Raw genomic sequence first — 23,332 nt, forward strand, 5'->3', positions numbered from 1 at the left:
GCTCACCCACCCTTTCGAAATCCGTATAACGATATTCAAAAAGGCAGCTGAATATGTATAAAAACAAAGAAAAGCAGAACATATAAAATGTTCTGCTCATAAACAATACCCTACTCCGACAATAATCCCTAATAAAGCACCGACTACTACTTCATACGGTGTATGCCCAACAAGTTCATTTAACTTCTTATATTCTGTTTCTCTACCGTGAAAAAAATCATTCAATATTTTTGCTTGTTTACTTACTGCAAGCCTTACTCCTGAAGCATCATACATAACAATAATGGCAAAAATTGTAGCAACCGCAAACATCGAGCTTTCCACACCTCCCACTACTCCAACTCCTGTAGCAAGCGCTGTAACTGTTGAAGCATGAGAACTTGGCATCCCACCTGAAGCAAAAAACTTTGCAAAATCAAATTCACCTGTTTTAACTAATTTGAAGACTACTTTCGTTAATTGTGCTAAAAACCATGAAATTACAGCTGCCATAAGCGGATCATTATGTAAAATTGTTTCCATGTTCTCAGCTCCTTACTGACTATAATGGAAATTCTATATAATATAAGTATAAAGAAAAATGCGTAGAAAATACTACGCATTATGATACTTTTGCTGATTTATTTTTTATAAATTTCGGTTGTTTCTGCACTAAAAACTTAGTCTTCGCTACCGAGAATACAAATAATGCAACCCATATACAGAAAAATGCAATCATATGAGTAGATGTGAAATGTTCACCAAATACGAATACACCTAAAATTAAGCTAATTGTTGGTGCAATATATTGTAAAAAACCTACCATATAAAGCGGAATAAGTTGGGCTCCTTTTGCAAAATAAAAAAGTGGTAGAGCTGTAACAATACCTGCTCCTATTAATAGTAATGTCGATAACATTGAAATAGATCCAAATGAGCCGAAACCATGGGCGCCTGTCATAACAAGGTAAATGATTGCAAGCGGTGTCACTAACATCGTTTCCATCGTAAGTCCAATTGTAGCATCATAGTTTAACAGTTTTTTCGTTAATCCGTATAATCCAAATGAAAAGGCAAGTGAAAGAGAAACCCACGGAATAGATCCGAAACGCACTGTTAAAATGATAACCCCCACTCCAGCTAAACCAACTGCAACATATTGCCAGAAGTTTAACTTTTCCTTTAAAACGACTGTACCAAGTAAAATACTAATAAGCGGATTAATATAATAGCCAAGACTCGCTTCAATAACATGATTATGATTAACGGCCCATATGTAAACAAACCAGTTTCCGCTAATCAAGACTGAAGCTATTGTTAATGACATTAATAATTTAGGTCGTTTAAAAAGATTCACAAATTCCCCAATAAACTGACGAAACCTCTTCGTAACACCTAATACGAGTAACATAAAAACAAACGCCCAAACGATGCGGTGTGCTAATATTTCATCTGCTGGAACTTCCTCAACCCATTTCCAATAAATCGGTAGGATTCCCCACATCGTGTAAGCACCAGCCGCGTATAGTATCCCTTTTTTTTGCTCTGCTGATTGACTCCCCATCTTCCTTTTTCTCCTCTTCTCATTTTTTCTCCATTATACGGTCTCACATGCTCACTTTACCAATAATCAATCTGCATTTCTTTCGACATTTCTCATACAACGAATAATAAACATACCGTTATTACAACAAGTAACGGTATGCCGAAAACAAATTTCTTTTTATGAGTTTTATGATGAAACATATACATGCCGATCCAAGCTCCAACTGCTCCTCCAGCTGCCGCCGATAAAAACAACGTACTTTCTGGCGTTCTCCACTGTTTCTTCTTTGCTTTTCGTTTATCAAGCCCCATAAGGCTAAAAGCTATAACGTTAATAATAAGAAAATAAATCCATTTCATCGCTTTCTCTCCTTATGAAAAATTCGATTAATAGTAACACGAAAAAACGACGGAAACAACTGAAGAACTCTTTTTATCCAACTAGTTTCATTCCTTTTTCTTAATTAGTTACCCTCATATTTACATAACCAACTAAAATCGCAGTTAAAGCATTTAATATAGAAAAATGTTATGAGCAGAATCTTATATTTCATTACATTCATCCACTACCATATCATCAAAAAAATTGCTCTCAATCACTTTCTCATCAAAACGAAGAACTACAATTAGCCCTACATATAAAGAAACAAAATTTAGAAACCATTCCCCATTCTCATCTTTCTTAGCTAAGCATTTAAATATTTCTTGAAATTGCACCCGCTCGTCTACAGCAACAATGGGACGTACACCAAAATATTTCAATACAAGATTCAGCTTCAGCTGTACGGATAATGATAAAATATATTTTAATAGCTTCGTATACTCTGCACTATCTTTTTGACTATACAACTTCACAAGCTTTGGATGTAAATTCGAAATCGATAATTCCTCGTCAGTCACTCTAGTTACTTCTATCGTTTCAATCATCTTTTTCATATCCATCACATTCACCCCTTCTGAAAAAATTCGAAAGCCAAAGAGTACTTAATTCAAAATGTACAACAATTGTGCGTTTCTCGTCTCTCGTTCTTCCTCACTGACTAAATCATACTTTTTTAGGAGGTGAAAAACATCATTTAATAATTTCTGTGAATGAATACCTTGCAAAAAACTCTTTAACTCTTTAAAGATCCCTTCAGGTAAAAAATTCTTTTGACTTTCAAGCTTATTCATCACATCTTCAATAGAATGATCAATGTTACATGCCATACTAAACTTCCCCCTCTATCCTCTATAAATAATATCCTCAGCTAACGATGTAAACACTTCTCCAACAAGAGAATCTTCATCATATACAGATGAACCATTATTTTCTTCACGTTTCGCAAAAGGTATTTTGGCAATTACTTCTGTTTGCAATTGTTCTGCAAGCATTTCGCCGCCGCCTTTTCCGAAGAGATAATTTTTCGATCCATCTTGCTCTTCATAATAAGCCATATTTTCCACAATACCTAAAATCTCATGCTTCGTATGTTTTGCCATTACACCGACTCTTGAAGCAACGAATGAAGCTACATTGTGCGGAGTTGTAACAATTATTTCTTTCGCTTGCGGAATCATCGCTGCAACATCAATCGCAACATCTCCTGTACCTGGTGGTAAATCAAGTAATAAATAATCTAATTCTCCCCAGTGCGTATTCGCAAGGAAATTTTGAATCCATTTATTTAGCATCGGTCCGCGCCACATAACTGGGTTATTTCCTTCTGTAAAAAATCCCATCGACATGATTTTAACACCGTGACTAATGACTGGAATTGCCGTTTGATCAATCATCGTTGGTTTCGTATTCGTTTCCATCATAGCTGGAATACTAAAACCATATATATCTGCATCTAATATCCCCACTTTCTTGCCCATACGAGCTAGTGCAGTTGCAAGATTAATTGTCACCGTTGATTTTCCAACTCCGCCTTTTCCACTCGTTACAGTAATAAAACGTACTCCTGAATCCGGGCGAAGCATGCTCGGCATACCAGTTTCTGTTCTAGTATTTTTCTTTAACTTCTCTGTTAAAGCTGCACGTTCTTCTTGTGTCATAGAACCAAATGTTACATCCACTTTAGAAGCACCAATTGCGTGAAGTGATTCTTCAATATCTTGTTGAATTTTTGCTTTTAACGGACAACCTTGGATTGTTAGTACTACTTCAAGGTTAACCTCTGTTCCGTTCATTTGTACATTTCTAACCATATTTAATTCTACAACACTTTTGTGTAACTCTGGGTCCTCTACATGTTTTAATGCATTCATTATTTGTTCTTGAGTAAGCATGGAACTCATCCCTTCTCTTATTCTAATTTATATACAACATCTTCTTGGCGCTTCATCTGGTGAAAAAGCTTATTATCCCCCGCTAACGGGTGGGATTAATGCGACTATATCTCCGGCTTTTATCATCTCTTCATTCATTACAAACTCTTCATTAACAGCCACCATCACTTTATCCAGCGATTGTAAACAATAGCTGGCTTTGAGCCATTCTTTTAATTGCTGCACTGTCATTTCTTGCTTTTCTGAAATTACTAATCGATCCGATCCAACTTCCTCACGCAAATTTGCAAACAGTAAAATTGTAATCATTTTCTCATTCTTCCTTCTTTGGTTCTCCTTCTGGATAAGGTGTGTTTTCAAGTTGATCTCCAACCCACATCGTTCCATCTTCCCAAAATTCTTTTTTCCAAATTGGAACGATTCGTTTTATACGTTCAATCGCGTACTCATTCGCTTCATAAGCTACTTTACGATGCGGTGATGAAACTGCAATGACTACCGCAATATCCATTATTTCTAGCTGCCCTACACGGTGCGTAATTGCTACTTTTGCATCCAGCCATCTTTCACTAATTTCTTCACCAATTCTCATAAGTTGTTTTACTGCCATCGGTTTATATGCTTCATACTCTAAATGTAGCGTTCGTTTTCCTTTTGTTAATTCTCTCACCGTACCAATAAATGTTGTAATCGCACCTGCTTCCCTTCTTGCGACTTTATTCGTTACTTCTTCAACTAAAATCGGTTTATCTACAATCTCAAATAGCGCTTGTCTCATTAGAACCACCTCTCACTTTATGAAATGTCCAAGGCCATTCACTACCTTCGTTATCTTCTAATAATAGAACATCAACAAACATATCTTTTTTATATCCTCTTGTCCCGCCCGGCAATACGATAAACGCATTTGATTCTGCCAATGAAGAAACTGAGCTAGATTTATCAAACCCTGATGGATAAGCGATTAATTTCCCCTCATCATATTGCAATTTTGCTCGTACAAATCTTGTAAATGGATTCGGTTTTAGAAAATCTTCTCCTAATAACGCTTTTTCTCTTTTTAAATGTACTTTTTCACTAAACATATACGTCCGAATACACGGTCTTACGAATAATTCAAACCCTACGTAACAAGCTGATGGATTCCCTGATAAACCAAATAATAACTTGCCATTTAATTGTGCTACAGTCGTAACACTTCCTGGTCGCATTGCAACTTTATTAAAAAGAACAGATGCACCTAACTTTTCGTAAATAGCTGGTAAGTAATCATAATCTCCTACTGATACACCGCCCGTTGTAATTAACATATCTACTTGGCCAAGCGCTTCTTTCACAGCTGTAAAACACGTATTAAAATCATCACTAAACTTCCCAAAATATTTTACTCTTCCGCCCGCTCTTCGAATTTGAGACAATATCATGTACGTATTACTGTTTCGGATTTTCCCTGGCTGTAATGAATCATTGACATCCAGTAATTCACTCCCAGTCGCTAACAGTCCAATTACAGGCTTTCTCGCAACTGGTACTTCACTATAACCGAATGTAGCAAGAAGAGCTGAAATACCTGGATTAATGTACAATCCCTTCTTTGCAAGAACTGTTCCTTTACGAGCATCTTCACCTTGAAAAGAAATATTGTCGCCCGTTTTGAATGATCGCTTCACTTCCATATAATTGTTGCCATTCTTCTCATATTGACGAGTCAGCTCTAACATAACAACCGCATCACACCCATTCGGAATTTGTGCTCCTGTCATAATTCGAACTGCTTGAAATGGACCTACTTTCTCAAGGAATAGCGATCCTGCACCAATTTCACCCACTACTTCAAATACAACTGGCGTTTCATAACTTGCTAAATTAGTATCTTCTGCTCGAATAGCAAATCCGTCATACGGCGAACGATTAAATGACGGTACATCATGATCAGCTACTAAATCCTCTGCTAATATACGTCCATAAGCTAATTCAATTGGTAATAGCTCCTTTAAGCCCTTATCAGCAAATCCCATCACTTTACGAACAGCTTCTTCAACCGTAATTGGCACTCTTCTTTCCATTGTTGACACCCTCTCTATTAACCGAATACGCGATAATATAGTTGTTTCGCTTTCGAAATATCATTTGTACCATGAATAAAAACACGACCATCCCGAAAAAAAACGATGCGGTAATCATCGAATTGGCAAGATAGTAAATACGGATTCCGATCTACTTTTCCCAGTTTTTTTAATACTTTTTCTATATCATCAAAATTGTATTTCCTATTGTCTACTGTTCTAATTTGAACTGTATTTCTTCCGCACAAAACAGCTGCTTTCGTTTGATTTTCGTATGATAAATAAGGATAAGTTCGATTCAAACCGCATGAGAGACAAGCGTCTGTTTTTATTTTCCCTAATTTTATAAAATGATTTTGATTACTCCATATATCAAACATGAAAAATGTTTTTCTAATTGCTGAGAAATCTTCCACTAAAATTTTGAGCGCTTCTGCCACTTGATATGCTGCGACGATTTGAACAGTCGGGCTAATAATTCCAGCGGTATCACACGTCACACCTGTAACAGGGATGTTTTTCAGCATACAATGTAAACACGGTGTCTCTTGCGGAATAATTATATAACTCATACCATATGATCCAACGCAAGAACCATATACCCACGGAATATTATGTTTTTGTGATAAATCATTTATTACAAATCGAATATCAAAATTATCTGTTGCATCAATGATTGCATCTACATTTTTTAATAGACCTTCCATATTTTCTGAAGTTGCATCCATTACGAAAGCATGTATTTGTACTTCCGAATTAATTTGTTCTAGCCGATTTTTTGCAGCAATTGCTTTCGGCATTTTCTCTCTCGCATCTTGTTCAGAGTACAATTGTTGCCTTTGTAAATTACTCCATTCAACGTAGTCACGATCAATAATCGTCAACTTGCCAACACCTGCACGTACGAAACTTTCGGCACTTGCACTTCCTAATGCGCCTGCCCCTACAATTAACACATGTTTATTTCGAATTTTTTCTTGTCCTTTACTCCCAATTGGTTTGAACAACTGTTGTCGTGAATACCGATCAGCCATTACATACCCTTCCTCTCAAGAACTCTATTTCATATTAGAATGTTGTTTCTGATAACAAGCAAAGTAAGCAAAACCAACAAACCCAGCTCCTCCAATTACATTTCCGATAAAAACAGGAACAAAATTTTTAGCCAGATCCATCCACGTTAGATGACCAGCAAAAATAACAGCGGAAATGACAAACATATTTGCTACTACTTGCTGAAATCCAATCACTACAAATGCCATAATTGGAATCCAAATTCCGATGATTTTCCCAACAAAATCACTCGTCCCGTAAGCGAGCCAAAGAGCAAGACAAACGAGCCAATTACAACCAATTGCTAAAATCAAAGTTCTCCCAAATGATTCATGTAACTTCCCTTCCGCTATCGCTACCGTTTTATTTAAATACTCTCCCTCTGTTAATCCGCCAAGATGTCCAAAGCAATACGCAACGAAAATTGCCCCAATAAAGTTCATGAGAGTAATCCAAACCCAGTTATTCAGTACACTTATCAATGTAATTTTCTTTGCATAAAGCGCCATAGACAGTGACATCATATTTCCCGTAATTAATTCTCCTCCTGCTAATACTACGAGCATGAGTCCAACAGGAAATACTGCTCCTCCTAAAACATTCACTAGACTTCCCCAGCGCTCAGGTAAATTCCCTAAAACTCGAATGTTAAGTAAAAAACCTATCGCAATAAACGCTCCTCCTAAAAAACCGAGAATAAGCATCGCTGGCAATGTCTGTCTTACTTTTTGAACACCGGCCTCAATGACAAGCTCAGCAATTTGTTCCGGCTTATGAAATGCCATTACCCATTCCTCCATTTTCTCCAAATAAAAAAGCAGCTTCAAAAAACCTCCTCAAAATAAAGGTTTTTGAATGCTGCTTAATTTCTCTGCACATCTTTTACAGAGATATCAATCATCACTTTTACTATAAAATAGAAAATCCACAACTCTTGTAAATTTTCCATTTTTCACTATGACGCTAGCTATATATATTAACCACCGATATGTGACATTTCAATTTTAGGTATTGTTTTCTTATTTGTATGATTTAAGCGTTCATCTGAATAACGATCTTCCCTATTATTCCATATATCGCGTACTGCATCTGTAATGTCCTCATCTGTATGTTCAGAACGAAGCAATTCTCTTAAATCATTTCCTTTAGAAGCAAATAAGCAAGTATATAATTTTCCTTCTGCAGAAATACGAGCTCTCGTACATGATGAGCAAAAAGAATCTGTTACTGATGAAATAATACCTATTTCCTCATCGCTTCCTATATAACGATACCTAGTAGCCACTTCACCAGAATAATTTGCTTCTATCCGTTCTAACGGCATAACTTGATGAATCGTATCTACTATTTCTTGTTTAGAGACGACCTCTTTTAAATCCCAACCATTATAATTTCCAACATCCATATACTCAATAAAACGAAGAATATGCTTATTTTCCTTAAAATATTGCGCCATCTGCAAAATGTCCTGTTCGTTTTTTCCCTTTTGAACGACCATGTTTATTTTAATTTTCATTCCAACTTCAGCTGCAGCCTGTATTCCTTCCAGAACCCTTTGCACTTTGCTCCTATTACCATTTAAATAGAAAAACCGCTCTTCTTCTAAGGAATCTAAGCTAACTGTTACACGTGATAGTCCCGCCTTATATAAATCAGGAGCAAACTTTTTAAGTAACGATCCATTGGTTGTTAAACCGATATCTTCTACACCATCAATTTTATTAAGGCGCTCAATAAGCTTTGGAAGCCCTCTTCGAAGTAACGGTTCTCCGCCTGTAATCCGTAATTTTCTCACACCTAAAGAAACGAAAATACGTGTTATCCTTTCAATTTCATCAAAAGATAAAATTTTATCATTAGACAAAAACGAGTAATCAGGACCAAATATTTCTTCTGGCATACAATATCGGCAGCGAAAATTACAGCGATCAGTAACTGAAATACGTAAATCCTTTAACGGACGTTGCAACTTGTCTAATGTAACTGATTTCATCTTCATTGCCTCACTTTTATTTTATATTTAAAACACGTTCTGGATGGGTATATACATTTAAGGAGTGATTACGAATAAATCCTATTGTCGTAATACCTAAATCTTCCGCTAGTTGCAAAGCTAACTCAGTTGGAGCTGATTTTGATAGTATAATTTCACAACCGATTTTTGCAACTTTCAATAATATTTCCGAAGAAATACGACCACTAAAAACAATGATTTTATCTTTTATAGAAATATCGTTTCTTAAACAATAACCGTAAATTTTGTCTAGTGCATTATGCCTACCAATATCCATTCGGCTTAAAATAATACCATTAACATCACATAAAGCTGCATTATGAACCCCACCAGTACGATGAAACGTATCCGCAGATTGCTGCATTTCTTTCATTAACCGAAAACAATCATCGGCAGCAACCTGTACATGGACACCCTTCATTTTTTTTGCACTTAGTGCATCATTTGCAAAAACAAACCCTTGCCTACTCATACCACAACAAGACGTAATATAGCGTTTATTTTGCATTTGTTCATAATACGGATTTACTTTTGTCGTTGTTATATGCACAAATCCTTCTTTCTCCTGCACCCATACACTATCAATGTCTTCATACTTCCGAATGATTCCTTCAGACGCCAAGAAGCCTATTACCATATCTTCTATATATTCTGGAGTACTAACCATTGTAACAAACTCCTGTCCGTTCATTTTAATGGTGACAGGAAACTCTGTTACAATGCTGTCCTCTATATGTTTAAATGCTCCTTGTTCATAACGAAAGATTTCTCTTTCTACCTGTATCGGTTTCACGATCAGTATCCTTCTCTCACGTTATATTTTTATCAAAAACAAATACAGAAACTGCAATATCTTCTTCTACTTTCATATCTGAAAACAAATTCACTAATTTCGCTCCAACAAGTTCCTCCAAATGTTCACGGGAATTCGCAGCATACACTTCTTGAATCATTTTCGTTCTAGCCATATGAACCATTTCCGCACCGTCCATCGTACTTGAAATAAATTTTTCAGTAGGTGTTAAGTTTCCATAAAGAGTCGCTATAGCCATATTTTCCGCAAAAACAGTATGAATTCGTTCTGGTCCTTTTCCGAAAAGTTCCTTTCGAAGTTTTCGTATCATATCATTAAATTCATGTACTTTTTTTGACATACAATTATACCTCCCAAAAGCCTCATTTTACTCTATTATATATTTTACCAAAATGAGCCTTCCGCCCAAACTATTTCCTACAAATATTTGGGCGGAAAGGTTCACTTCATGAAGTTTATTCGTCTTTTAACCCTTTCCCCATACCTTTTAAGAAATGAAGCCCAAACCCGATAGCACGGTTAATATCTGGGTCTTTCAATACTTTCATAAGATCGAATACCCCTACTTTTTTATTACTTTCTAGATGTTCATTACCTTCTTCTAGCCCGACTAATAAACTACCTATAAGCTTTTTCGTAAGTTCTGGGTCAAGTTCAGTTAACGCACCTGCAGCGCCCATCATATTATTAATTAAATTTGTAACAGGCTCACGAGTTACTTGACCTAGAACAATTTTCGCAATTGGTTCTTTCGCTTTTAGCATTGAATTTGCAGCTTCTAGCATTCCAATGTCATTTAATTCCCCTACTATATTAAACATCTGATTTAGAGCTTCTTCATTATTAGTTAGAAGCTCTTTTAAATCATCTAACTTTTGCTGTTTTATTTCTTCCTCAGTTAATTCTTGTTTTTGAATCATTTTTATAGGTGCAGCCATAGTTTTCTCCTCCTACTTATCCGTTAAATGCACATACCCTGGACGTGCCCACTTACGATGTACCTCAATTCCAGCTTGAGGGTGACGTTTTTTATTGCGTGGGTTCGCTTTTGGCATCGGATTTTCGCCATCAACTTCTAATACTTCCATACGCACTTTTGTTTGTTTATACGCAGGTGTATTCGTACGTACATCCACAGCAGGACCTGTTAAGAAATTAATTGCCGTTTCGTTATCTGTAGAGTTCATCGGTAAATATAACTCATTCGCTTTTACACGATCTGTAACGAGTGCACGTAATTTTAATGCTCCAAAAGGAGAGACAAGACGAACTAACGAACCTGTTTTTACGCCACGTTCTTTTGCAAGGTCTGGAGAGATTTCAACGAAAACACCAGGTACTTTCGTTTGAATACCTGTTGATTTATTTGTCATATTCCCTTCATGGAAATGCTCAAGCATACGACCGTTGTTAATGTGAAGGTCAAACTCAGCTGGAAATTCAGCTGGACGTACCCAGTCAGCAATCGCAAAACGAGCCTTTTTATCTGGGAAGTTAAATCCGTCTTGGAACAGAAGTGGTGTATTCGTTCCATCAAAACTTCCCCAATGGAAACTGTTCCATCCTTCAAGCACTTCATAGTTCGCTTGCGAGAACAATGGTGATAAACTTGCCATCTCAGCAAAGATTTCACTTGGGTGGCTATAATTCCAGTTTGCACCTAGTTTATTCGCAACTTCCTGGACGATCCACCAGTCTGGTTTCGCATCTCCTAGCGTAGGAAGAACTTGATATAATCTTTGGACACGGCGCTCTGTATTTGTGAAAGTACCTTCTTTCTCAAGAGATGGCGCTGCTGGTAATACAACATCTGCATATTGAGCAGTTTTAGAAAGGAAAACATCTTGCACAACGAAGAAATCAAGGCTCGATAACACTTCATGTACATGATTTGCATTAGAATCTACAAGAGCCATATCTTCTCCGACAAGATACATTGCTTTCATTTTTCCTTCGTCAATTGCGTGAAGCATTTCGATATTATTAAGACCTGGTTCACTATCAATTTTCACTCCGTAAGCAGTTTCATATTTCGCACGTTCCATTTCGTTAGTAACGTGCTGATATCCTGGAAGCCATCCTGGTAAAGTACCCATATCACAAGCACCTTGTACGTTATTGTGGCCTCGAAGTGGGTATGCGCCTGCTCCTGGACGACGGTAGTTCCCTGTTGCAAGAAGTAAGTTTGAAATTGCAGCGGAAGTATCAGAACCACCTGTATTTTGCGTTACCCCCATACCCCAAAGGATACATGTACCATCTGCATCACGAATCATTTCAGCCATTTGAATAAGCGTTTCTTTTGAAATGCCTGTTACTTCTTCTGCATATTCAAGTGTATATTCCTCTAGGCTTTCTTTGAAATCTTCAAAGAAGTTTACATTCTCATTAATGAATTCCTGATCATGCCAACCTTGATCAATCATATATTTCGTAACAGCCATTAACCAAACTTGATCTGTTCCTTGTTTTGGACTAATAAAGACATCTGATCGCTCTGCCATTTCGGTTTTACGAAGATCAGCTACAATTAACTTTTGTCCGTGTAATTTATGTGCACGTTTAATACGTGTAGCTAGAACAGGATGACCTTCTGTCGGATTACATCCTACAATAATAACAAGACCAGATTGCGCAATATCTTTAATCGTTCCGGCATCACCGCCCATACCAATTGTACGGAACAAACCATCCGTTGCTGGTGATTGGCAATAACGTGAGCAGTTATCAATATTATTCGTTCCAAATACTTGTCGAGCTAATTTTTGAATTACATAATTGTCTTCATTTGTAATTTTAGAGGAAGAAATAAATCCGATAGAACCTTTACCGTACTCTTCTTTAATAGCGCCTAATTTATTTGCAACTACATTCAATGCTTCTTCCCATGTAGATTCAACAAACGTTCCATTTTTACGAATTAAAGGTTTCGTAATTCGTTCTTTAGAATTTACGAAGTCCCAACCAAATTTTCCTTTGACACAAGTAGAAATTGCGTTAACTGGTGCATCAGAAGAAGGTTGTACTTTAAGAATTTTACGTCCTTTCGTCCACACTTCAAATGAACACCCTACACCACAAAATGTACATACTGTTTTCGTTTTCTTCGTACGAGTATCACGCATGGCCGCTTCCACTTCTGATACCGCAAAAATACCGCTATATCCAGGCTCAACTTCTTTAATTAAATCTACCATTGGTTCAAGAATATCTGGTTTTAATCCCGTCATAAATCCAGCTTCACCGAGCATCGTTTTTTCCATTAAAGCGTTACAAGGGCAAATCGTTACACATTGACCACAGCTCACGCATGAAGAATCATTAATATTTACTCCTTCATCCCAAATCACTCGTGGTCGCTCAGCTTCCCAGTCTATCGATAACGTTTCATTTACTTGTAAATTTTGACACACCTCAACGCATTGACCACATGCAATACATTGATTAGGGTCATAGCGATAAAACGGATGCGTCATATCAACTTCACTTACATCTACTTTCGGTTCATAAGGATATTTTTGATGTTCGATTTCCATTAATTCTGCTGTATTATGCAGTTTACAGTTCCCATTGTTGTTGTCACATACTGTACAGTATAATAAATGATTTTCTAGTAACCGATCCATCGCTTCTGTTTGTGCTTCTTTCGCACGAGTAGAATTACGTTCAATATTCATACCTTCCGTCACTACTGTCGAACAAGAGCGCGTTAACTTTCCGTCAACTTCTACAATACAAGTGTCACATGTTTGAATAGGATCTACTTCTGGCACGTAACAAATTTGCGGATGTTCAATCCCGTTCTCATTAATAACACCCAATATCGTTGAACCGGGCTCCGCTGTATACTTTTTTCCGTCAATTGTAATATGAACCATGTTGTTATTCATGGTCTTTCCCCCTTTTTGAGAATAAAAAAACTCCACCACGAAAATATACGCACCACATTTCGGCACGTTATTATCATGGTGGAGTAGTTTATTAGCACATCTTGCTAAAATACCAATCCATTTATTCATAAATAAAACGATAGAGTCATAACAGGTCATATCACGATTCCATCTTTAACACTATAATTATAGCGTTAAAGTTAAAAATATACAATATAAAATTTAAACTACGCATATGTCAGCTTGGAATTATCCATAATAACCCATATAAAGTGAAACTTTAATCAGTGGGGAATTTTCTTCATCCCCCACTGATTATCAGCCCTCACCAATCGGGATAAAACATAACAAGGAGTAGGCGAACAAATGGGGTCTTTTAATAAATGGATTCGTGGTGAAAAATCTTTTTCTACCCAAGAGCAAGCTGATTACGCATTAAATAAATCTATTTCTTCTTCCCTTCCCCTTAATTTAAAGCACTTGTCCAAACTGTTTAGCGGTATTCCAGAATTAATAACACGCACTTTTCCATTAAAAAATGGACAGGAAGCTGCACTTATATATATGGAAGGAATTGTAGACAAAACGGTTATTAACGTAAACATTCTTCGCCCTCTCTTATTTAAAGAGTGGAATGAAGACGATTTTTGGGAAGCCTCTGTTTCTATCGGAAATATTAAAAAGATTGAGCAGTGGACAGACATTGAACAATCTCTTTTACACGGCAAAAGTATTTTATTTATAAACGGACAACTATCCGCTTTAGAGCTTGATACGCAAGCGGCACCAAAAAGGAGCATCGAAGAACCTACAACAGAGAGCTCCATAAAAAGCTCACACGAAGGATTTAATGAAGTAGCGAGCGACAGCCTTGCACTTATTCGTCGATATATTCCAAATCGCGAATTAAAAGTGAAGGAATTCACTGTTGGTGAACGAGCTACTTCAAAGGTTTTTTTGCTTTATCTAGCAGATGTTGCGGACGAAGATGTCGTAAAAGAAATGGCATCCCGTATCGAATCAGTAAAAGTGGATGCGATTCTTACTACTGGTGAATTAGAGGGGTTTGTTGAAGATAATTCCTTTACTCTCTTTCCGCAATTATCAATAACTGAACGCCCTGACACAACAGCACATCATATTCTAGATGGGCGAATTGCTGTTGTTGTAGATCGTTCACCAGGCGTATTAATTGGACCCATGACCTTTTCAGCTTTTTTTCAGACGATAGATGATTACAGCTTCAGGCCAATGATTCCATCTTTTATACGATTACTTCGTTTCACTGGATTATTTATTGCAATTTTTGCTCCTGCTCTTTATATTGCTATGATTTCCTTTCATTATGAAGTGATTCCACTTAAATTATTGTTAACAATTGGAGAATCTCGAGCTAAAATTCCTTTTCCTCCTATATTAGAAGCACTTTTGATGGAATTAGTACTTGAAATGCTCCGCGAAGCTGCAGTTCGGCTTCCTGGTCCCGTTGGACAAACCATTGGCGTCGTAGGAGGGATTGTCATTGGACAAGCTGCAGTTCAAGCAGGAATAGTAAGTAATGTTATGGTTATCGTCGTATCTATTACTGCAGTCGCTTCTTTCATCATCCCTAACCTAGAAATGTCTGCAGGAATTCGCCTTCTTCGATTCCCAATGATGATAATTGCCTCTTTATTTGGTGTCATTGGCATTATGGTTGGGATGGCAATCATTATTATTCATATACTTTCTATGGAATCTCTCGGTGTTCCTTATGGTAGTCCGTTTTCTCCGTTATTTGCTTCGGATTTAAAAGATACCCTTGTACGTTTCCCATGGAAAATTATGAAGAAACGGCCACTATCTCTACAATTAAAACAAGATAACCGGCAAAGAGATGTTGAGGAAAAGGAGGATAATAAGTGACAAAACGTGCAAAGAGGGAGATTAGTTTATTTCAATACATTTTAACGATTAGTGGTGTTCAAGTAGGATTCGGTGTCCTTACACTTCCGCGTGAAGTTGCACAAGGGGCAAATACAGATGGCTGGATGTCTATTATTATTGGATGTGCTCTCACTACTTTAGTCAGTTTATGTATTGTGAAAATTATGGAAAAGCATCCTGGATATACTTTACTCGATGTGCTAACTCGTTATCTTGGGAAGTGGCTAGGAAGAGTAGGAATGATTTTTTGGATTTTATATGCTGTCCTTGCAGCTATTTCCTTAATTTTTTCCCTCTTATACGTTATTCACATTTGGATTTTACCTAGAACTCCAATGTTTTTAATTATGATTTTACTATCTATTCCAATGTTAATGCTAGCATGTAAAGGCGTTCTTATTATAAGTCGCTACGCTGTTTTCACTGTATTTTTCACGCTATGGATGCCTTTTCTATTGTTTATTCCGCTTAAAGATGGGCATTGGATTTATCTTCTTCCTCTTCTTAAAGAAGGCTGGATACCAGTTTTAAACACAGTAAAATCAACTATCATTGCGTTTCTCGGATTTGAGTTTGCATTTGTCCTTTATCCTTATCTCAGTAATAAATCATCTGCAAAAAAAGGAATTGTTCTTGCGAATTTGATTACGCTATTTATTTATCTTCAAGTCACCTTTGTCTCTTTTGTTTATTTTAGTCCAGATGGTATAACAAAGTTTTTATGGCCGACTCTTTCTCTTGTTACACCGTTTCACTTCTCATTTCTTGAGCGATTTGAAATTATCTTTTTGTCATTTTATCTCTTTATTATTTTTGATTCCTGTATTCCTTATATTTTCACTGCTTCAGATGGAATTAATCAATTTCTTAACAAAAAAGGCAGTTCATTACCTATTTATGTTTTATTATTCGGGTGTATTTTCATCTTATTCTTTTATATCCCTTCTTCTTATCAGATAAGTGCGTTGCGGGAATTTTGGGGAACTGCTAGTTATTTTATCGTTTTTCTATTCCCAGTCGTATTTCTCTTATACATGACACTTTATCAGCATTGGAAAAGGAGAAGAGTTTAAATGTGGCGCTTTATTCATTTCACTATACTTTACTTTCTCATAACCTTTTTAACAGGCTGCGGAGATCGACTCGACTTAGAAAAACAATCGATTTCATTAATTTACGGCTTTGACGCAAAAGCAAAAGGAAAATTAATTGTGTACCACGTGAATCCTATTTTTAATGAAGACGTAGAAAAAAAGTACGAAACACATGAAGCGAAAGTACGTACACCTCGAGAAGCAAAAGCAACGTTTAATAGTTCAAGTGGCGGTTTAGTATCTACAGAAAAGTTACAGCTCATTTTATTTAGCACAAATTTTTTAAAACAAGAAGGGGCTATGCCTTACCTTGATGTTTGGTATCGTGATCCTAAAAACACTGGAAACATGCGCATGGTTGCAGTAGACGGTCCAATTTCTTCAGTTATATATAATAACTTTAAAGATAAGCCTGCCCTTCCCGAGTATTTAACAGATTTAATTAATACGAACAAACTGTACAATCGGACCGTTTTTACGACATTCCATGAATTTCACAGGCAAACGTTTAATAAAGGTATAACACCTGCTATTTCAGAAATAAAAAAAGGTAAAAAGGATGTTATCGTTACTGGTTCCGCGCTATTAACTTCTCGCGGAATTTATAAAATGTCATTAAATCGTTATGAAAGCGCCCTTCTTCTTTTGTTACAAAAGAAAGCGAATACACCGGTTTCACTTACATTGAAAATCCCTTCTACTTCAGTTGAAAGTAATAGTGATTTAAAAGATACCGATGGCGGCGATTTCGTAACAATAAATGTTCTTAGCATGAATCGTGATATCCATACAGATTATAGCGATAACCACTTCAAATTTCATGTTAAAATGGATTTAAAAATTGCTGTCTCTGAACTTACATTCAATATGGATATAGACAAAGATAGAAAGAAATTAACTTCTCTTATTACAAAACAACTAAACAAAGATTTGAACGATTTAATCCACAACATTCAAAAACAGCAACTTGATCCATTCGGATTTGGTGATTATGCGAGAGCGTTTCAATATAAAGAATGGAAACAAGTCGAAGATGATTGGCCGAGTGCCTTTTCAAAAGCTAATGTGAAAGTGGCACCAACTATTAAAATTTTAGAAAATGGGATTATTAAATAGAAAAAACACGCTACTTGTTCTTATATGAATAAGTAGCGTGTTTTCATTTCCATTACAAGTATTATTTCAATGGACTATACTTTATTTCTATTTCTAACATTACTATGTTTTTTAGCATATACAAAATATATGAAAACACCTATTATAATCCATGCCACAAAACTAATTAAAGTAAGCTTAGAAAGGTTCAAAGCTAAATATATACAACTTACTATCGAAACGATAGGTAAAAAAGGTACTAGAGGAGCACGGAATGGCCTCTTCATATTAGGATGTGTCTTTCTTAATACAATGACAGCTATAGATACAAACACAAATGCTGTTATCGTTCCCATATTCACTAAATTAGCTAATAAATTCAAATCCACTAATCCCGCTAATAAAGCTGCTAGTATACCTGTAACCCATGTATTAAAAAATGGAGTTTGTAAACGTTTATGGACACTTGAAAGTCTTTTTGGTAACAATCCATCTCGACTCATCGAGTAAGATACACGAACAAATGCAAACATAGCTACTAACAGAACTGTTGTTAGCCCTGCTATCGCTCCCACCGATAACAACCCAGCAATTCTATCTTCTCCTACAGTGCGCAACGCATATGCAACCGGATCAGCAACATTTAATTCCGTAAACGGAACCATTCCAGTTAACACGAATGAAACACCTACATATAGAACCGTACAAATGAACAAGGAAACAAGTAGCCCAATTGGCACGTTACGTTGTGGACGCTTCACTTCTTCTGCGGCTGTTGCAACTGCATCAAATCCTAAAAAAGCAAAAAATACAGTAGCAGCGCCTCCTACCACACCGTGAAAACCAAACGGTAGAAATGGTTGCCAATTCTCTGGTCTTACATATTGTGTCCCTACAACAATAAACCCTACAATAACAGCCAGTTTAATAATAACCATTATATTATTTATTCGTGCACTTTCTTTTGCACCACGGCTTAATAAAAATGTAACAACTAAAATAATAAGAACTGCTGGTAAATCAATGATTCCACCCTTCCCCATTCCTGGTGCCGAAGCAAAAATCGTAGGAATGTGAATATTAAAACCTAGTAGCAATGACTGAAAATATGCTGACCAGCCTGCTGCAACCGCAGAAGTCGCTAATAAATACTCCAGCATAACACACCAGCCAACTATAAATGCAAAAATCTCACCTAGTGTCATATATGTATATGAATATACACTTCCCGAAACTGGAACTGTAGATGCAAATTCAGCATAACAGAAAGCTACACATGCACATATAATTGCCGCTAATACAAAAGATAATACAATCGCCGGACCAGCATGTTTCGCTGCTACAATACCAGTTAATACGAAAATACCTGTACCAATAATTGCTCCAATCCCTAAAAGAGTTAGATCAATCGCTCCTAAAGTTTGATTCAATACTTTTTTCTTTTCTTCATCCATTGCTTTCTTTATGAAAAGACTCATTCTTTGAAACCTCTTTTTCAAGTTTATCTCTTACTTGTTACATTCTTTATTACTGTTCTATTTTAAAAATAAAAATATACATAGTTCACTTCCCTATAGACTTAGTAACCCACCTCAAAAAAAACAGAAAAATCAATCTCTTTATACCGTATTGAATTTTCAAAATATTAATCGTACCAAAAAACCATTAAGAATGCTGATTGAATTTATCATACAATTAATTATATTGTCAATAATAAATCAATCAAAAATAATCGGTTGATTATGTATCAAATGTTATTTTTATACATAATTATTTTCTCAAAAACATTGTTGTTTTCCACCTTAATATTCATACACATTTTATTACATTGATTTTCATACAATTTTCATTGCATACAATGCAATGAAAATCATAATAACCTCAAATGAATTATTATTTAAAAATAATAATTCATTTGAGGTTATTTTACCATTTTAATACTAACAAAAAAGTGCAGATTTTCATCTGCACTTTTTTTATTCTTCCGCTTCAGCTTCTGCACTACTATTTTCAAGATGCTCCTTCTGAGCTTCCTCTTGCAGCTCCGCTGAAATCATCCCATAATAAAGTTCCGGATATAACCCAAATATTTGATATACACTTCCTAAAAACGGCATCAGAATCCCTCTTTTCTAAAGTTGTATTGCCACTTTTAAGGATTCCCTTTTCATTCATTATACATTCGTTTTTGACGTTTCTTCTTCATCTTGAACACCTAATAAATTTTGCCATTTTTTATACGGAGCGCTATTTGGATCTACATATCCTTTTGCATGCGAGCGATCCCACAATTGTTTAATAAACATTTCTTTCTCTTTCTTTGCCACCATATCGGCACCTGTACCGTAATAGTTCTGGAAATACAACTCGATTTCATCAAGGAATAGTCTTAATAATTCATCTGATGTTTCTTCTAACGTCGGATCATACTTCGCTTCACGGTCATACATTAAAATCATATCTAAAAGATTGTGGACATGTTCTTTTCTAAGCCATCTTACATCTTGGGCTCCTAATACGAACGGATGTGTATATAAATGTCCACCTTGTATCATCGCCTTTTCTTGCTCTTCTTCAAATCGTGACAAGATGTTTTCATAAATAAACGGATTATGAAGCAACGCTCTGTGTAATTTATAACTTTCGCTTGAAATATTTTTCCCCATCGACTGAATTAAAAAGCTACGGCCTACACCGTTATATTGATACACAAACTGTCCATCAACAGCAACTAAACTAATCCAGCGATACATATATGCGTATAGTAATGCACGATTACATTTATCATAATCTAATTTTGTTTGAGTCGCGTTTAAATCTGGCATAAAGGCTGGTAAGTGCCAATACTTATCTAAATGCGGCGTTAAACTAGATTTTTTACTATTTAATTTGTTTACACGGCGATAATACGATTGGAAATAGTCACCTTTATCATTCATAAATCCATTTGAAATATGTCCTGATGATAATTTAGGAAAGTCTTGCAGCGATAAGCCGTAATGCGCTCGATAACAGATCACTTCAAATGGCGAAAAGGCTTCATGTACTGTATCTTTTTCTTTAAACATTTCTTGAATTAATTCCTCTTGCAACTCTTTCTTTAAAGAAGGATGTATACCCCAATATTGTAATTCCCTATGATGAGCAACTTTCGGAACGAATGGACTCGCTAAATGGAACAGGTCTTCAATTTTTTCACGAACGTATTCATCGCGATCACGTTTCTTATAATCTGCTTCTTTTCGCAACGCTTCAATAATATTCAGTTCTAATTTATCACGATAGCGTACTTGCAGTTCGTCATAACAATAGCTCAGTATATGTTCTCGGTAGAAATCCTCTACCTTTTTCGACTGAATCTCTTCTGTTTTCGCATCACGACAATATTCCCCGTACAAACTCATATAAATTTCCGCTGATATATCTTTCGGTAGTACACCTAAATTTAAATGTTGCTGCATATCTTGCCATATCTTTTCTTGCAGCTGTTCCTCAGCTAATACATATACATTCGTCGGGTTTGTTTTCCCTTCAAATTCCTTACTGCGCTTTTGGATTTCAAACAGTAAATTTTCACGTGTTTCATGTAAATTATCAAAAAATCTTTCCCAATATTGAATCATTTTATTAACTGCTTGATATAGCGATTGATATACAAGTTCTAATAGCATTTCTTTTCGATATTCATTTAATTTGTGTACATATTGCGTTACGATGTCTTCAAATTCTCTTTTGAATAAACGTTGCTGATTATTAATCATTTTTCCGAACCAGCCTTGTTGTTGAGCAATTTCTACTCGGCGTACAGCCGTTACCGTTCCATCAATATTACCCACATTAAATTTTTTATCGTAATTTTGAATTACATTACGCTTTTGTTCATTATTTTCATGTAGTCGATTCATTTTTTCTACTAACTGCTTTCGAATTTCATATAACATAAAACGTGCTGCTACTGGGTGAACGGGATCTGTTTTCTTTAAAAACCATGTATTTAATTGATAGGACTGCCCTTCAGAACCACTTGGTGAAAAGCGGTCTGATTCAATCATGTCATATAAAAGTGTCGTTACATGTTCATGTACCCGGCTCGGAATCGCATACGCATATAAACGAACCGCATGATCCACTCTTGCCACTTCACCCTTCATTTGTTCCATCATTTTCAGTTTCGTAGCTGAAATTTTACACTCATGTTGCAGACGATTTAATTCCTCATCTTTTTGCACCGTTCGTTGTACATAACTTTCTACAGCTTCTAAAAACAGTTTTGATTTCGCAACTCCGAGCTTACCACCCTCTGCTCCTTCACGTGTTTCATTGTACATTTGTCTATAGAAAATATGAGCTTGCTCTGGACGGGTAGCAAGATGCTCCAAGTCCTCTAAATAACTTTTACCTCTCTCCGGCTTTTCACGTTGCATCCCACGTTTTACATCTTGATCGTATCTTTGCTTCTTCTCTTGAAACAGTTGATCTAAATGAAGCCACGATTCATCTAAACCTTGCACAGCCCATTTTAAAGCACAATATTTTAACACATGTTCATATGGATAAATGAGTTTTGCTGTTCCTGCCCCGCAATATCGTCCTTTTCCGCTTGATTCTGCTAATTGCTGAATTTGATTGTCTTCCTGTGCAAAATGACTTGTGGACATCGGGCTAAATAACTGTAAATAAATTGTATTTGCCATCTGTTCCATATAGTCTGATAAATTGTGTAAATGGTGTCCATGTAGGTTTTCGTAATCGTATAAGAAACAATAATTGTACGGTAAATGATGTTGTTTAATTGTATGATTCGTTCTTCCGTCTTCATCTACTTGATCAGGGCGATACTCTAATTCAATTGTTACACCGCCGCGTTTTGATAATTCTCCAGTAGACCCGAGCGTAATAGCATGTAATTCTTTTAACGATGCATAGCCATTTGCTTGCACCGTTTCAAATTCTTTCGCGCTAACCGTTCTCGTCTTTACTAAAACATCCGGCATTAAAAACGCACCGCGTATTAAAATGTTATGATGCTGTAATTTCTTCCGAAGCATTTCACGTAAATATAAAGCAATTTGCAGAAACATCCCTGAACCTGTTCCGCCTGCTAGTGATGTTACTATAATAACACGCACACCATATTCCGTTTGATCACTTGTAACCGGAAAAATTTTCTCGATTTCTTGCCAAAAAGACGTCAATTTATCTTCTTTCATCGCAGCACGTAACGCTAAACGTGAAATGACGCGTAACTGTCCTGCTCCTTCTGTTAATGGTTTATCAAGTATAGTCGGATCCATCGGAAACCACTCTGGGATCGTTGGATCTCCCGCAATATACTCCCTAGGCGTTTTACTAGAACTTGTTTGTGTCTTAAACTTTCGAATATGATCGAATTTACTTAATGTATTCACATCTGTATCAAATACGTGCATTGCTACCTTTTTCCGGCGCTCTTCAGGCAGTTTTTCATATATTTGATGCGTCACAGTACTACCGATTCCACCTAAACCAATTAATATTGTTGGAACTTGTAATGTCATGTGAACCACCTTCCTATTCTTGCTTGTTTGAAAAAAGGGAAAGAG

Annotated in this window: 22 protein-coding genes; 3 read left to right on the forward strand and 19 right to left on the reverse strand. The window is 36.2% G+C overall.

Going from position 1 to position 23,332, the window contains the following annotated elements; translation table 11 throughout:
* Nucleotides 1-96 precede the first annotated feature (96 nt).
* The 16 genes from V7S45_RS17400 to fdhF all read right to left on the reverse strand — a co-directional run bounded on the left by V7S45_RS17400 (nt 97) and on the right by fdhF (nt 13,635).
* Nucleotides 97-522 (reverse strand): divergent PAP2 family protein, encoded by a 426-nt coding sequence (locus V7S45_RS17400; protein WP_342761436.1) that lies wholly within the window; start codon nt 520-522, stop codon nt 97-99.
* A 79-nt stretch (nt 523-601) separates the two neighbouring features.
* Nucleotides 602-1,543: an EamA family transporter RarD gene (rarD, locus tag V7S45_RS17405; RefSeq protein ID WP_000535539.1), complete on the reverse strand. Its 942-nt coding sequence runs from the start codon at nt 1,541-1,543 to the stop codon at nt 602-604.
* Nucleotides 1,544-1,635: 92 nt separating this feature from the next.
* Nucleotides 1,636-1,884: a DUF1294 domain-containing protein gene (locus V7S45_RS17410; protein ID WP_000871349.1), complete on the reverse strand. Its 249-nt coding sequence runs from the start codon at nt 1,882-1,884 to the stop codon at nt 1,636-1,638.
* Nucleotides 1,885-2,067: 183 nt separating this feature from the next.
* Nucleotides 2,068-2,466 carry a hypothetical protein gene (locus V7S45_RS17415; RefSeq protein WP_242555237.1) on the reverse strand — a complete coding sequence of 133 codons (399 nt, stop codon included), beginning with the start codon at nt 2,464-2,466 and terminating at the stop codon, nt 2,068-2,070.
* A gap of 42 nt (nt 2,467-2,508) precedes the next feature.
* Entirely contained in the window at nt 2,509-2,733 is a 225-nt protein-coding gene (locus V7S45_RS17420) for a hypothetical protein (protein WP_000752375.1), read from the reverse strand.
* A gap of 15 nt (nt 2,734-2,748) precedes the next feature.
* Nucleotides 2,749-3,798 carry a P-loop NTPase gene (locus V7S45_RS17425; RefSeq protein ID WP_342761437.1) on the reverse strand — a complete coding sequence of 350 codons (1,050 nt, stop codon included), beginning with the start codon at nt 3,796-3,798 and terminating at the stop codon, nt 2,749-2,751.
* A gap of 72 nt (nt 3,799-3,870) precedes the next feature.
* On the reverse strand, nt 3,871-4,107 hold the full coding sequence (gene moaD / locus V7S45_RS17430; RefSeq protein ID WP_000628500.1) for a molybdopterin converting factor subunit 1: 237 nt from the start codon (nt 4,105-4,107) through the stop codon (nt 3,871-3,873).
* A 4-nt stretch (nt 4,108-4,111) separates the two neighbouring features.
* A complete protein-coding gene (locus V7S45_RS17435) occupies nt 4,112-4,576 on the reverse strand; it encodes a molybdenum cofactor biosynthesis protein MoaE (RefSeq protein ID WP_342761438.1) in 465 nt (154 codons plus the stop codon).
* Complete coding sequence (gene glp / locus V7S45_RS17440; protein WP_342761439.1) at nt 4,557-5,864, reverse strand: gephyrin-like molybdotransferase Glp; 1,308 nt, start codon at nt 5,862-5,864, stop codon at nt 4,557-4,559. The genes V7S45_RS17435 and glp overlap by 20 nt, the downstream gene beginning before the upstream one ends.
* Nucleotides 5,865-5,881: 17 nt before the next feature.
* Entirely contained in the window at nt 5,882-6,898 is a 1,017-nt protein-coding gene (locus V7S45_RS17445) for a molybdopterin-synthase adenylyltransferase MoeB (RefSeq protein ID WP_342761440.1), read from the reverse strand.
* Between the two features lie 24 nt (nt 6,899-6,922).
* Nucleotides 6,923-7,702, reverse strand: a complete 780-nt coding sequence (locus V7S45_RS17450) for a formate/nitrite transporter family protein (protein ID WP_000863998.1) — start codon at nt 7,700-7,702, stop codon at nt 6,923-6,925.
* A gap of 191 nt (nt 7,703-7,893) precedes the next feature.
* Nucleotides 7,894-8,910: a GTP 3',8-cyclase MoaA gene (moaA, locus tag V7S45_RS17455; protein ID WP_025687012.1), complete on the reverse strand. Its 1,017-nt coding sequence runs from the start codon at nt 8,908-8,910 to the stop codon at nt 7,894-7,896.
* A 16-nt stretch (nt 8,911-8,926) separates the two neighbouring features.
* Nucleotides 8,927-9,724, reverse strand: a complete 798-nt coding sequence (fdhD, locus tag V7S45_RS17460) for a formate dehydrogenase accessory sulfurtransferase FdhD (RefSeq protein ID WP_000802683.1) — start codon at nt 9,722-9,724, stop codon at nt 8,927-8,929.
* 16 nt (nt 9,725-9,740) lie between these two features.
* Nucleotides 9,741-10,085: a DUF2294 domain-containing protein gene (locus tag V7S45_RS17465; protein ID WP_000039582.1), complete on the reverse strand. Its 345-nt coding sequence runs from the start codon at nt 10,083-10,085 to the stop codon at nt 9,741-9,743.
* Between the two features lie 115 nt (nt 10,086-10,200).
* Nucleotides 10,201-10,683 (reverse strand): DUF1641 domain-containing protein, encoded by a 483-nt coding sequence (locus V7S45_RS17470; RefSeq protein WP_000729897.1) that lies wholly within the window; start codon nt 10,681-10,683, stop codon nt 10,201-10,203.
* 12 nt (nt 10,684-10,695) lie between these two features.
* Nucleotides 10,696-13,635, reverse strand: coding sequence for a formate dehydrogenase subunit alpha (fdhF, locus tag V7S45_RS17475; protein WP_025687013.1), 2,940 nt, complete (start codon nt 13,633-13,635; stop codon nt 10,696-10,698).
* A gap of 366 nt (nt 13,636-14,001) precedes the next feature.
* On the opposite strand from fdhF, the gene V7S45_RS17480 reads away from it, so the two are divergent.
* From V7S45_RS17480 to gerSC, 3 genes are read left to right on the forward strand one after another with little or no spacing between them, the layout of a single operon-like run.
* Nucleotides 14,002-15,540 carry a spore germination protein gene (locus V7S45_RS17480; RefSeq protein ID WP_025687014.1) on the forward strand — a complete coding sequence of 513 codons (1,539 nt, stop codon included), beginning with the start codon at nt 14,002-14,004 and terminating at the stop codon, nt 15,538-15,540.
* Entirely contained in the window at nt 15,537-16,634 is a 1,098-nt protein-coding gene (locus V7S45_RS17485) for an endospore germination permease (RefSeq protein ID WP_000166517.1), read from the forward strand. The genes V7S45_RS17480 and V7S45_RS17485 overlap by 4 nt, the downstream gene beginning before the upstream one ends.
* A complete protein-coding gene (gene gerSC / locus V7S45_RS17490; protein WP_025687015.1) occupies nt 16,635-17,771 on the forward strand; it encodes a spore germination protein GerSC in 1,137 nt (378 codons plus the stop codon).
* A 74-nt stretch (nt 17,772-17,845) separates the two neighbouring features.
* On the opposite strand, the gene V7S45_RS17495 is transcribed toward gerSC, so the two are convergent.
* From V7S45_RS17495 to V7S45_RS17505, 3 genes are all read right to left on the reverse strand, one after another.
* A complete protein-coding gene (locus tag V7S45_RS17495) occupies nt 17,846-19,228 on the reverse strand; it encodes an amino acid permease (RefSeq protein ID WP_000051652.1) in 1,383 nt (460 codons plus the stop codon).
* A 498-nt stretch (nt 19,229-19,726) separates the two neighbouring features.
* On the reverse strand, nt 19,727-19,867 hold the full coding sequence (locus tag V7S45_RS17500) for a hypothetical protein (RefSeq protein ID WP_001116192.1): 141 nt from the start codon (nt 19,865-19,867) through the stop codon (nt 19,727-19,729).
* Nucleotides 19,868-19,924: 57 nt separating this feature from the next.
* Nucleotides 19,925-23,287: a tubulin-like doman-containing protein gene (locus V7S45_RS17505; RefSeq protein ID WP_000175124.1), complete on the reverse strand. Its 3,363-nt coding sequence runs from the start codon at nt 23,285-23,287 to the stop codon at nt 19,925-19,927.
* Nucleotides 23,288-23,332 lie beyond the last annotated feature (45 nt).

It is taken from the genome of Bacillus sp. BR3(2024) (assembly GCF_039134555.1).
GTDB classification, from domain to species: Bacteria; Bacillota; Bacilli; order Bacillales; family Bacillaceae_G; genus Bacillus_A; species Bacillus_A cereus.